The following is an 11,540-nucleotide window of genomic DNA, read 5'->3' as shown; positions in this document are numbered from 1 at the left end:
GTATACCCACTTGGACACTTTGCTAGCTTGGGCGGCTCAGATAAGTAGGGCACGAAATTCAGGGATTACACTTATAAGTGCAAGAGAGATATTCTGAGATGAGTTGTACCGCGCGGATCGCGGTACCCAGGATTCAAGGAGGGATGATGGCAACCGCCACACCAGAACGAATCACCATCGGGAATGAAACTCTTAAAGAGGCGCGCGAAGCCGGTAAAGAAGATCTTCAGAATTCTTCTTTGGTCCTTCGCCATGCTGATGGTAGTGAGCAAGTTTTTCCTGCCCATTTACAGGAAGTTTTGATCAATACATTGAAGGCCCTTGCTGGTAGCGGCGAGGTATCCATTGGAAAGATGCCTGATGAGCTGACTACCACTGTTGCTGCGGACGCCATAGGTGTATCTCGGCCAACGCTAATGAAGTGGGCGCAAGAAGGAAAAATCGACTCGTACAAAGTTGGGTCGCACTCACGCTTCAGACGTGATGATGTTCTTGCCCTGAAGAAACAGCGAGTACAAGCTCAGCGGGATGCCTTCACTGAATTGCGTACCCTGGATGCTGAGCTTGACGAAATGTTTGAGGACTAACCCATGATCACAGTGCAAGCCGTATCAGCTATTTAGCGCGTTGGGTCACCTGAGCTTACAGGATGCCCCAACGCTTTTTTGTTGATACCAATGTCTTCTACAGCAAAACACTCATGGATTGGCTTTTCCCTTTAAAGCAGGAAAACAACACTATGTTCCAACTGCACGCCACCGAAGACGTCTTTGCTGAAGTGGCATTAAACATGCAAAAAAGCACCCGCGCCTGCCAGGACATATCGTCCGCCGTCGAGTGGAACTAATGCGAATGTTCGTTGATGAAGTGCTGGACACTTTTCCACATGACCTGACGTTTACCGGCACCGACGAGGGTGATTATCACATTCATGCTGCTGCGACGCATTGTCAGGCGGATCTGCTCCTAACCGATGATGATCCACGAGACATCACTACTACCGAAAACGTGCACTACGACATTATCTGTCCGGACGATTTTTTCGTGCTGGTGACAAAATCAGCGCCACCGAAGATGCTTTATCCGATCATCAAAGAACAGATAGCGTACTGGTCGAAGAACCCGAAGCACCAGCAACTCGATGAAGCACTGCGCCGTGCAGACTGCACAGAATTCGCTGAGATAGTTCGTAGCGCGTTGCAAAGAATGGCGCTCATGAGCGAAATATAGAACGACCTCGAGCTCAAGCCTGCGAAGGCTTCAGTACGTCCGGTATACCCGCTGTGAGACTTGGGAGTAGCTGGTCTGGGACTGGCTGTAAGGCTAGCCTACCCATCCTGGTTTGACTATTGGATGGTCGATAGGATCCAAATATGACTAAATATATTGATCATGGCCCAAACCCCTATGTCGTCAACATCGAGGACGCAACGTTAGCGAATGAGAACTTTCGCACCGCGTCGTGGACCGGCGAGAAAATTCAGCTAACGTTGATGTCGATCCCAGTCGGCGGAGATGTAGGGCTGGAAGTACACAATGATACCGATCAGTTCCTGCGCCTGGAGCAGGGACGCGGCCGCGTCCAGATGGGGCCCTCGAAAGATGAGTTCACTTTCGACGAAGAAGTGTCCGATGACTGGATCATCCTGGTACCCAAAGGTATGTGGCACAACGTCACCAACATCGGTGATGAGCCCATGAAGATCTATAGCCTCTACGCCCCGCCGCATCACGCGCACGGCACCATCCACGAAACACAAGCAGACCAGGACCACTAGGTCACACCGTCTCCGAGCGTGACTACGACTGAACGCTTGTATTCCGCCCTTGTCCATCGCGACCCCGAAGCAGAACAGCAACTACCCGCCGAAAGCCGCGGCGCCATAGCCCCCAATGGGCTTCGCCTCGTGTTGGCGAATTCTTTGCAGTCCTCGGAGACCAGGTGGTCAACGCTTCCACGGTTCTGCCCTGGCTCTTTGCTGCATTAGGTGTCCCACCGGCGCTGACGGGCCTGCTTGTGCCAATTCGCGAAGCCGGCTCTATGCTGCCGCAGGCATTCCTGACCCCATTGATCCTTCGGGTGCGATACCGCAAATGGGTTTTCGTGGCAGGCGCCTTTATCCAAGCGATTGCTGTTGCTGCGATGGTATCCACCGCCGCATTGGCAGAGGGACTGACCGCAGGGGTGCTTATTGTGGCAGCCTTGGCGGTGTTCGCGTTGGGGCGCTGCTTGTGTTCTATCTCGTCCAAAGACGTCCAGGGCCGCACCGTGCCAAAAGGGCAACGGGGGCAGGTCAACGGCTTAGCCGCCACGGCTGCCGGTCTTGTCGCCGTCACCCTTGGGCTTATCATCCGGATCGTGGGAGGAAATGATCTTTCGGTAGAACAGCTCCTCTGGCTGCTGGTCCTGGGCGTCGTCTTATGGATCGCGGTTGCTGCAGTGTATGCCGGTATTCGTGAGCCTGCCGGTGAGGCTTCAGGCCGGCCCGGCCCAGTCGAGAAAACGGAACCTGACTCCAACAACTGGTTAAGGCAGATGGTGACTCTGCTGCGAGAAGACTTACCGTTTCGACACTTTGTGACAGTCCGCAGCCTCCTACTCGTTTCGTCATTGAGTCCACCGTTCTTGGTCACCTTATCGGCCCAATCAGGGGCTTCAAGTCTCACGGGACTGGGTGGGTTCATCATTGCTTCGGGACTTGCAGCGTTGATCGGCGGCCGGCTTTTTGGACGATTTGCTGACCGCTCCAGCAAAAAACTGATGAGCCTTGGTGCTGGTGTCGCTTCGGCGATCATTATCACCACCGTTGTAGTGACTGTCGTACCGGGAGTCGTTATTGATACCTGGCTCGGAAACCTCCTGTTCGTAACAGCCTATTTTGCAGTGACGCTCATGCACACAGGTGTCCGCATTGGCAGAAAGACCTACGTGGTCGACATGGCCCAAGGAGATCAACGCACCATCTATGTCGCCGTGTCCAACTCGGCAATGGGCTTCATCTTATTGCTCGTGGGCGGTCTGAGCTCCTTGCTGGCACTGGTGCACATCAGCTGGGCGTTGCTGTTCTTAGCACTCTTGGGCATCCTGGGTGTGGTAGCAAGTGCCCGACTTCCCGACGTTTCTCAAGGCTGAAGCAGGCCCTGACCTACAGCACTGTATTGCTGGCCTCTATACGCTCACGCCCCAGTCATATCCAACCACCATCCGCTCCACAGGTGTTGGCATTGGCATTGGGCTGGGACGCATCGGCGCGATTATCGCTCCAACCATCACCGGCAGTCTGACCGACATCGGCTGGACACCACAGGCCATCTACGTCGGCGTGGGCATCTTCATGCTGATCGCCCCGTTGGTCTTACTAACCATGCGAGGTTTGGACGTTGAAGCGAATCGTTCGCCGCGCCAAGACCTCGAGCCCGCGTCGAATGAGCTGACCGACCCCTGATTCAGCCACTAAGGCAGCCGGCTTGTCAGTAGTGTAGCTGTGAGGTTGACTGGTTTTGGAACCACAACCTCCACCTCAAGGACTGATAATGAGCGTAGAAATCACCGACCACATGGCCGAAGTACTGAAGGAACAACTGGCGTTTATTGCCACCACCAGCCCGGATGGCGTACCGAATGTTGGTCCGAAAGGTTCGATCGGTGTCTACGACCACACAGCTCTGGTGTTCGATGAGACCACCGGTGGCACGACCCTGAACAACATTCAAGAAGGCTCCTCCGTCATGATTGCCGTTGTGGACCGCGCCTGGAAGAACGGCTACCGGTTCACCGGGCGCACAGAAATCCTTGACGCCGGTGACATCTTCACCGACCGGGTCCAGGCTCGCGCTGATCGCGGAAAGTCAGCCCAAATCTGCAGTGTGCTCGTCCACGTCGACAAGGTCTCAACGTTCCGTCCGGTCTAGACGGCTCCCGGTCGTTCTGGCCAAAGGTGGACTCTGCGACGGCCCTAACCCATCTATCTAGCAAGGTGTCGGTATAACCGAAAGCAGCCCCCCGAGCCTGTGGTAGCCTCGGGAAACGAAGGCACGGGGTGCGTTAGACAACGTTAACGCTGAGATTACACCCGGTGAACCTGCTCTAGTTAGGACTAGCGAAGGAATGCCGTGATGGGTTCAAACTTGCACTATGCATGCACATCAAATGCTCTGCTGGTGCCCACAAGTCAGTTCTCCGTTCGTCCTGTTCAGTTCCTCAACACTGTCAGGAGAGCTTGATGACACAAAAACGACAACTGCCACCGGCTGGCCGTTCAGCGCTCAAGGCCGGGGTCGTAGGTAATTGGGTTGATAACCTGCATGTTTTTCTTCCCGCACTCGCGCTGATTCCGGCGCTCCCAACGTTGGCTGGCCCAGGAGCCCATCTCGGTTCTGGCGCAATGGTGGTCGTGGCCATGTTATTGGGACGACCGGTCGGCGGACTTGTCTTTGGCAGACTGTCAGACCGATTGGGCCGAACCGTTACCACCCGATGGGCCATTGCTGGAACCGCACTGTGTACGGGTTTAATAGCCGTCATGCCAGGCTACGAAGTCCTCGGTATCTGGACGATGGTGTTCCTCTTGATGCTACGTTTTATCGGCGGCGTATTTGTCGCTGGTGAATACTCTGCCGCCATCCCACTGGCCATGGAATGGTCGCCAGCAAACCGACGTTCCACTGCTTCTGGAGCCATATTGTCGATGGCACCCTGGGCTCAAGGCTCAGTTGCTTTTGGAACCGCTGGCTTATTGGCTTTCCTCGGCACTGATACCTACGCTCAGTGGGGCTGGCGGGTACTATTCGGCGCAGCGGCGCTAGCCTCAGTTGGGATGTTCATTTACTATTGGCGCCACGTCGTGGATCAGCACGTGCCGACGAAATCTGCTGCAGAGCCGTTGATGAACTTGCTGACCGGGTCCTATGCTCGACGTTTTTGGTCAGCTTTCGTGATGATGACGGGGCTCTGGTTACTGACTCAAGTGACAGTATTAATCCTGCCATCACAGTTGATTGGTGCCGGGTTGATGGAAGGTCACGCTGCCATAATAATGGGCGTAGCCTCAGTATTCCAAGCCCTTTTCATGGTTGTCGCCGGAGTGCTGGCAGATGTGTGGGGCCGACGTCGACTATTAGTCACTTGGGGTGTGATCGCGCTATTCGGCGGCCCACTCCTGTATACGATTATTATTTCTGGGCCCGGGGCCACCGCCATGTACTTTTTGGCCGCGGGATTACAAATCAGCACGGTGGCCGCCTATGGGCCAGTAGCGGCGTATCTTTCGGAACTTTTCCCCGCGAGTCTGCGTTCCGCGGGTTATGGTAGCGCATACTCGATCTCATTGGTTCTGCCGGCGCTCTACCCCTTCTATTTGCCTGCTGTGCAACAGATCGTGGGTGAGCAACCCGCGATCATTGGCATGTTGCTCATTGGTGCGGTCCTATTGATCGCCGGTGCAATGCTGGGGCCACGGCTGGCTCCAAGCACTGTGCAAGCGCCCCTGGAAGAAGTCGCGACGATCTCGTCCAACACCACTGGGGCGCATATCCCGCAAACCATTGTCAGGAGCCAATAATGCAAAAGTTTACTGGTATCAGCTCCCCGAAGACTGTCGCCATGGTTCGCCACTCCGAACCACTGGTGCATTGTATTACCGCTGCGGTGTCCATGAACTTGGTTGCTGATGGTCTGCTGGCAGCTGGGGCCCGACCGGTGATGACCGAAACAGCAAACGAGGCACCCTCCATGACCGGCATTGCAGATGCGCTCCTGATCAATCTGGGAACGTTATCCACCGATGCGGTTCATGGCATTCCGGCCAGTGTTACCAACGCCCGTGAACGTGGCATCCCTTGGGTGTTGGATCCGACGGCGGTGGGAGTGGCCCCAGTTCGCACCCGGCTTGCGCGCGAACTAGTGGCTGACGCACCGACGGTGATTCGGGGGAACCCGTCAGAAATCCTGGCCCTTGACGGAACAGCTTCGGGACGCGGCGCTGATACTGCTCACACGCCTACTGAAGCCAGTGAGGCGGCCTATCAGCTGGCAGTTGCTACGGGAAGCACTGTCTCGGTCTCCGGGGCGACCGACCTAATTGTTTCGCGCCGTCAGCAGGCCCAGTTCGATGGCGGGACTCCGATGCTATCTCGGATCACCGGTACCGGTTGTCTGCTCGGTGCGCTGACCGCGGCCTGTTTGGCAGTTGAGAAATCGCCTATGAGTGCCGCCCACGTCGCAGCATCCTGGTTAGGCACCGCGGGAGAAATGGCAGTGACAAGATCTTCGCGCCCCGGCAGTTTTAAGATGCACCTGTTGGATGCGTTAGATGAACTGGCCGAGATGTGTCTTGAGGCAACTGACCTGCCGGATCAAGAGAGTAAGTAGGGATGAGCATGGATTTACGTTGTTATTGTGTGACTTCGGGAACCAGCCGGGCAACGGTCCACACCGCGGCAGTTGCTGCGGCTGCGGGATGTGGCATGGTCCAAGTACGTGCAAAAGAAGCTACGGCTGCAGAACTTTTCGAGTTGGCCTGCGCTGTAGCTGAAGCAGTGCACCGCGCGAATCCAAACACTATGGTGCTGATCGATGACCGAGCTGACATCGCCTATGCGGCTCGACTCGCCGGCGCCCCGGTGGCCGGGGTGCATCTGGGTCAGGATGACCTACCGGCCACGGCGGCGCGTGACCTGCTTGGGCAGGATGCGATCATTGGTCTCACCACCGGAACGCTGGAACTTATCCAGGCTGCTCAAACGAACATCGGTGTCATCGATTACCTGGGCGCCGGGCCCTACCGGACGACCCCCACCAAGGATTCCGGCCGCCCACCACTGGGCGTTGACGGTTATCCGGCTTTGGTTGAGGCGTCTCAACTTCCTGTCGTAGCTATTGGTGACATCACCGCAGACGATGCTGAGGCCTTAGCTCAAACTGGAGTTGCTGGACTCGCGTTGGTGCGCGGCATCATGCATGCACCGGATCCAGCAGCTGTGGTGAAACGCGTGTTGGCCGCTTTCTAACCAGCACACGGATGGTGTTGTCTCTTCACCGAGCTTCCAGAATAGGGTGCCGTGCTTTGAACGCTGTAGGGATGCGCAAGGCCTGGCTGAAGAATTCCAGTTCGTGCCGGCAAGCCGTCAAATATGCTCGCGCAGCTTCTGACCGCACTTGCGGGGTGGCCGCTTCGAATTCTTTTTCTACCTGTTGCAGGGCGGCTTGTGTATCCGCGATGAAGCCCTCGCCACGATACGTTTCCAACCAGGCTGCATATGGGTGGTCACTGGGTACTGTTGGCAGCGAGGCCCCGGTTTGAGCGTATAACCAGAAACAGGGCAACACCGCTGCTGCACCAACGGCAAGGTCACTGCCCAGAACAGTAGACAGCAAAAAATCGGTGTAGGCATTGGTGACCGGACCGGCCGGATCTTCTTGACCAGATGTCAACCAGTTGCGGTGCAGTTCGGCCTCATCAGTGAGAATATTGATAGAGCTGTTTGCCCAAAAGACTTGTGCCGCGTTGTCTGTGGAGGCGGCCGCCAAAGCGGCCAGAGCACGTGCATATTGGTTGAGATACAACGCATCCTGAGCTAAATAAAACGCAAATGCATGGTCTTGCAGGTTGCCGTCTACCAGCTGCTCAACGAATGAACACTGCAAAATATCGTGGGTGATAGATTGTCCTGCTTCCCATAACGCTTGGGTCCAGGGTCCAGCTGGTGCTACTGCGGGGGTAATCCGTGCGTGGTCTTGTGTTTCGTCCTGGTCGTGATTCAAGACCAGGTTTTCTGGGAAATCCAATCTTGCGGGAATGTCCGATCCGGCCATCCACGGGGTTGCCATCCCGGCGGCTTGTAACCGCCTGGAGCGGTGCGCATGATCTACTGGGCCATGACCGTTACCCACCCGCAATTCTGCGCCGTGTGCAATTGCCTCGTGCAACCACTCCGTAGCCCAGGCCAGCGCGTTGGTCGGACTGTAGCCGGCTCCCAACCTTGTGGCGAGCGCAGCGGACAAGGAACATCCTGTTCCATGGGTACTGCTGGTTTGGATGCGTTGAGATGGTATTTGAATCATCTCCCCGTTGGGAAAGACCCAGGTATTGGTTACCCGGTTCTCGTTCAGATGTCCTGTTTTAACCACGACGCTCACGTCGGTATCCGCCGCCCACTGACTGGCCTGGCCGATAGCTGTGGCCTCGTCATCTGCACGTGGCTGTCCGGTCAACCGCGCCAGTTCGTCAATATTTGGGGTGACGACGGTAGCGTGCTGACAAAAGGCAACCATCGCTTCTTCGGCCGCACGGTCTAAGAGCCGATCACCACTGGTGGCGATCATCACGGGATCAACCACCAAAACCTTTGGCGGCTGTGTTTGTATCCATTCGGTGACCGTCTGGATAGTTTCCAAGCTGCCCAGCATGCCGGTTTTAACAGCATCGATCACCACGTCATCGCTCACCGCTGTGAGCTGCGCTTCCAAAGATGTTCGGGGCGGGAAGTGGATGTCACGGACCCCCACCGTGTTTTGCGCAACGACTGCCGTTATAACGTTCATCGCGTAGCCGCCTGCGGCAGTAATGGACTTCGTATCGGCGGCGGTACCTGCACCGCCGGAAGGATCGGTGCCTGCAATCGAAAGCACACGGGGTACAAATGAATATGAAGACGCCATGAGGACATCCCTTCGCTAGTTTGAGCTAGATCAGGTTCCACGGGTTTTATCTCAGCGCATCTCGGCGCACCCCGTGTCCGCCGCCCACCCTAACACAACGCTTGATCACCACTGCGTTAAGGCACGAGGCCTGATAAATACACCAATGACATTTGTCATGGCCAATACGTGATGCATAGCAGTACCGCTTTGACCGCGGGTACGGAACACTGGAGTTATGCAAACTTCAGTATCGGTTCCAGCAATCGCCATCGAGTCGGTGACCAAGCGCTTCGGCGACATCACCGCCGTCGATGATGTCAGCCTCGAAATCAGACCAGGCGAAGTGCTCGCCCTGCTCGGACCAAACGGTGCCGGCAAAACCACCCTGCTCGATATGGTGCTGGGTTTCGCCGACCCCAATGCCGGGAGCATTCGTGCCTTCGGCGATACCCCAAAACGTGCGGCCAGCAACGGCCACATCGGTGCCGTGCTGCAGGATGGTGGGTTATTAGATGACCTCACCGTTGGGGAGACCATCAAAATGATTGCCGCCTGCCACTACAGTCACGCCCCGGTCGCCGATGTGATGCGCCGGGCCGGCGTCAGCGATTTTGCCACCCGCAAGGTCAAGAAGTGTTCTGGCGGCCAGAAGCAACGGCTCCGCTTCGCACTGGCGCTATTGACCGATCCGCAGCTGCTGATCCTGGATGAACCCACGGCAGGGCTGGATGCCACGGCCCGCCGAGAATTCTGGGACACGATGCACGCCGAGGCCCAGCGCGGCCGCACGATTGTTTTCGCTACCCACTATCTGCGCGAAGCAGATGACTATGCCGACCGGGTGGTGCTGATGTTGCAGGGCCGCGTGATTGCCGACGGCAGTGTCGACGACATGACCGCCGGACTGCAGCGAAAACTCTCGGCCCAGTGGATCTCTGCGACCGACCCATACGATTGGGCGGCCACCGTGGGCCTGACCCCGGAGCAAGTCGACTACGACGCCAAACTGCAACGGATCCGCATCGCCACACCGGATACCGATCGCATTGCGGAACAACTGCTCGCCGCCAAGGTGATTCGCCACCTCAATATTGTCCAACCGGGCATCGAAGAAGCCTTCTTTTCGCTCACCGAATCCACCGGACAGGAGGTCACATCATGACCACCACGATCCCAACCCCGCAGCACACCCGAGCCCAGAAATCCCAAACTGAAATCCTGTTGCGCTTTGTCGGATGGGAGTTCTGGCGCAACTTCCGCATGCTGGATGCCACGTTCTTCGTGCTCGTACTGCCCGCCGCCATGTACCTGATGTTCGGTGTGGGCATGGATCAGGGCGAACTCCCCGCTGGCTACGGCAACGTTTCGGCCTATGTGATGACGTCGATGGCTGTGTACGGTGCCGTTATCGCCACGACAGCGATGGCAGGTTCTGCAGCGGTTGAACGCAATATGGGCTGGGGCCGCCAGCTCAACCTCACCGGACTCACCGAGGCGAACTACATTGTGGGAAAAATGCTGATGGCTCTGTTGATGGCGATCAGCCCGATCGTCATCGTCTATATAGTCGGTGCGTTCACCGGCGCCCAGTTCGATTCGTTCGGCCACTGGTTGTCCTCGGCCGCCCTCTGCCTGGTGGTCGCTATCCCGTTCTCGCTCTATGGGTTGGCGTTTGCGCTGCTCTTCCGTTCCGAAACCGCGGTCGGCGCGGCCTCCGGGTTCCTGGTGATCTTCGCCTTCTTCGGCAACCTGTTCATCCCGTTGGGCGGAGTGCTCCTGGACATCGCCAAGTTCACACCGCTCTACGGCCCGGCGATGCTCGCGCGCTGGCCGCAAACCGAGGGTATGCTCATCCCCATGCAAGAAGGTGTCGAGGTGCAATTCGAATCCATCTGGTTGCTATTCGTCAATGTTGGGGCGTGGACTGCGATCTTCGGCGCCATCTGCCTGTTTGCCTCCCGCCGTCGAACCTCCCGTTAGCGTCCATGAGTCTCATCTGGAAAATCTCCAACGTTGGTCAGGCCACTTATCTACCGGAGGCGCCCACCACCCGCCAGGAACGTCGAGCCATTCTTTTCGTCTCGGGGGTATGGCTGGCGTTTCTGGCCTGGACCGTCATCGGTCTGCTGGACTCCACTGCGTCTATCCCGATTCAAGTCGCCGCCTGGGCAGCACTGGCAGCCTTCCCGCTGGTCTACCTGCGCGGGTTCCTGCACCCCGACATCCTGCCGCACCGCAGCCGACACCTCAGCACACTGATCTATACGGCCGCGCTGATTGTGCTGGGACTTATTACGGCGCAGGCCACCCCAACCGCGATCATCAACATCGTCCCGTATTTGATGGCCCAGTGGATCTTTAACCATCGCTTATTCACCGGCATTACCGCCGTCGTCGTCCTGTTCTTCGCCGCGGTGGGCGTTGTGGCCGTAGCGAATTTTGACGACTACGCCAACTGGTTCCTGGCCTCGGTGGGGTCGCCGGCGATCATCATGATCTTCATCCGCATCAGTATCGAGATGAGTGCTACCCAGCAAGAACGCGCCGAACAGTTGCGCCTTGCACAGCAACGCGAAGAACTCGCCTCAACCGTCCACGATGTGCTCGGCCACTCGCTGACCACGATCACAGTGAAAGTGCAACTGGCCCAACGTCTGCTGGCCACCGACGTCAATGCCGCGAAAACCGAACTTGCCGATATCGAGACCCTGGCCCGCCGATCGCTGTCTGAAGTCCGCGCCACGGTGACCGACCTACAGCATCCGGATCTTGCCGAACAACTCGACCAGGCCGCGAACGCGCTCACCGCAGCTGAGCTGAGCTTCCACCGTCCCGAGGCACTCCCCCGGCTGACGCTGGTGCAGCAACAGATCTTCGCCTGGGTGATCCGTGAGGCCGT

The 11,540-nt window shown here is 57.2% G+C and carries 13 protein-coding genes and 2 riboswitches; of the genes, 12 read left to right on the top strand and 1 reads right to left on the bottom strand.

Annotated features, from left to right (window positions below; genetic code table 11):
* Positions 1–143: 143 nt before the first annotated feature.
* The 9 genes from L0H14_RS09905 (at position 144) to L0H14_RS09865 (ending at position 7,008) form a co-directional block, all read left to right on the top strand.
* On the top strand, positions 144–587 hold the full coding sequence (locus L0H14_RS09905; protein WP_301419469.1) for a helix-turn-helix domain-containing protein: 444 nt from the start codon (positions 144–146) through the stop codon (positions 585–587).
* 259 nt (positions 588–846) lie between these two features.
* A complete protein-coding gene (locus tag L0H14_RS09900) occupies positions 847–1,230 on the top strand; it encodes a hypothetical protein (protein ID WP_301419470.1) in 384 nt (127 codons plus the stop codon).
* A 143-nt stretch (positions 1,231–1,373) separates the two neighbouring features.
* The gene (locus L0H14_RS09895) at positions 1,374–1,778 is read left to right on the top strand and encodes a cupin domain-containing protein (protein ID WP_301419471.1); all 405 of its coding nucleotides are present in this window, start codon (positions 1,374–1,376) and stop codon (positions 1,776–1,778) included.
* Between the two features lie 164 nt (positions 1,779–1,942).
* Positions 1,943–3,133, top strand: a complete 1,191-nt coding sequence (locus tag L0H14_RS09890; protein ID WP_301419472.1) for an MFS transporter — start codon at positions 1,943–1,945, stop codon at positions 3,131–3,133.
* Entirely contained in the window at positions 3,102–3,446 is a 345-nt protein-coding gene (locus L0H14_RS09885; protein WP_301419473.1) for a hypothetical protein, read from the top strand. Before L0H14_RS09890 ends, L0H14_RS09885 begins: the two co-directional genes overlap by 32 nt.
* Positions 3,447–3,534: 88 nt before the next feature.
* Positions 3,535–3,912, top strand: coding sequence for a pyridoxamine 5'-phosphate oxidase family protein (locus tag L0H14_RS09880; RefSeq protein ID WP_301419474.1), 378 nt, complete (start codon positions 3,535–3,537; stop codon positions 3,910–3,912).
* Positions 3,913–4,026: 114 nt separating this feature from the next.
* Positions 4,027–4,126, top strand: a riboswitch (TPP riboswitch).
* A gap of 97 nt (positions 4,127–4,223) precedes the next feature.
* The gene (locus L0H14_RS09875; RefSeq protein WP_301419475.1) at positions 4,224–5,561 is read left to right on the top strand and encodes an MFS transporter; all 1,338 of its coding nucleotides are present in this window, start codon (positions 4,224–4,226) and stop codon (positions 5,559–5,561) included.
* A complete protein-coding gene (gene thiM, locus L0H14_RS09870; protein ID WP_301419476.1) occupies positions 5,561–6,370 on the top strand; it encodes a hydroxyethylthiazole kinase in 810 nt (269 codons plus the stop codon). The genes L0H14_RS09875 and thiM overlap by 1 nt, the downstream gene beginning before the upstream one ends.
* Positions 6,371–6,372: 2 nt before the next feature.
* The gene (locus L0H14_RS09865; protein ID WP_301421756.1) at positions 6,373–7,008 is read left to right on the top strand and encodes a thiamine phosphate synthase; all 636 of its coding nucleotides are present in this window, start codon (positions 6,373–6,375) and stop codon (positions 7,006–7,008) included.
* Positions 7,009–7,033: 25 nt separating this feature from the next.
* Here L0H14_RS09865 and L0H14_RS09860 read toward each other — a convergent pair whose 3' ends face one another.
* Positions 7,034–8,659: a bifunctional hydroxymethylpyrimidine kinase/phosphomethylpyrimidine kinase gene (locus tag L0H14_RS09860; protein ID WP_301419477.1), complete on the bottom strand. Its 1,626-nt coding sequence runs from the start codon at positions 8,657–8,659 to the stop codon at positions 7,034–7,036.
* A riboswitch (TPP riboswitch) is annotated at positions 8,650–8,743 on the bottom strand. Its footprint overlaps the gene before it by 10 nt.
* A gap of 133 nt (positions 8,744–8,876) precedes the next feature.
* Between L0H14_RS09860 and L0H14_RS09855 the strand changes: the two genes are divergently transcribed.
* The 3 genes from L0H14_RS09855 to L0H14_RS09845 form a co-directional block, all read left to right on the top strand.
* Positions 8,877–9,803 carry an ABC transporter ATP-binding protein gene (locus tag L0H14_RS09855; RefSeq protein ID WP_301419955.1) on the top strand — a complete coding sequence of 309 codons (927 nt, stop codon included), beginning with the start codon at positions 8,877–8,879 and terminating at the stop codon, positions 9,801–9,803.
* Positions 9,800–10,621: an ABC transporter permease gene (locus tag L0H14_RS09850; RefSeq protein WP_301419957.1), complete on the top strand. Its 822-nt coding sequence runs from the start codon at positions 9,800–9,802 to the stop codon at positions 10,619–10,621. The genes L0H14_RS09855 and L0H14_RS09850 overlap by 4 nt, the downstream gene beginning before the upstream one ends.
* 5 nt (positions 10,622–10,626) lie before the next feature.
* Positions 10,627–11,540 (top strand): sensor histidine kinase (locus L0H14_RS09845; RefSeq protein ID WP_301421755.1); only part of this gene is annotated, 914 nt, incomplete at its 3' end.

The organism is Yaniella sp. (assembly GCF_030453185.1).
Lineage (GTDB): Bacteria > Actinomycetota > Actinomycetes > Actinomycetales > Micrococcaceae > Yaniella.
The sequence above is the reverse complement of the archived record's forward strand: the minus strand, read 5'-3'. Positions and strand labels throughout refer to the sequence as shown.

What these genes read in the sequence shown, in the direction of transcription:
- L0H14_RS09905 (WP_301419469.1), top strand. Translation starts at nt 144, where the DNA reads ATGATGGCAACCGCCACACCAGAACGAATCACCATCGGGAATGAAACT.
- L0H14_RS09900 (WP_301419470.1), top strand. Translation starts at nt 847, where the DNA reads ATGCGAATGTTCGTTGATGAAGTGCTGGACACTTTTCCACATGACCTG.
- L0H14_RS09895 (WP_301419471.1), top strand. Translation starts at nt 1,374, where the DNA reads ATGACTAAATATATTGATCATGGCCCAAACCCCTATGTCGTCAACATC.
- L0H14_RS09880 (WP_301419474.1), top strand. Translation starts at nt 3,535, where the DNA reads ATGAGCGTAGAAATCACCGACCACATGGCCGAAGTACTGAAGGAACAA.
- L0H14_RS09875 (WP_301419475.1), top strand. Translation starts at nt 4,224, where the DNA reads ATGACACAAAAACGACAACTGCCACCGGCTGGCCGTTCAGCGCTCAAG.
- thiM (WP_301419476.1), top strand. Translation starts at nt 5,561, where the DNA reads ATGCAAAAGTTTACTGGTATCAGCTCCCCGAAGACTGTCGCCATGGTT.
- L0H14_RS09865 (WP_301421756.1), top strand. Translation starts at nt 6,373, where the DNA reads ATGAGCATGGATTTACGTTGTTATTGTGTGACTTCGGGAACCAGCCGG.
- L0H14_RS09860 (WP_301419477.1), bottom strand. Translation starts at nt 8,659, where the DNA reads ATGGCGTCTTCATATTCATTTGTACCCCGTGTGCTTTCGATTGCAGGC.
- L0H14_RS09855 (WP_301419955.1), top strand. Translation starts at nt 8,877, where the DNA reads ATGCAAACTTCAGTATCGGTTCCAGCAATCGCCATCGAGTCGGTGACC.
- L0H14_RS09850 (WP_301419957.1), top strand. Translation starts at nt 9,800, where the DNA reads ATGACCACCACGATCCCAACCCCGCAGCACACCCGAGCCCAGAAATCC.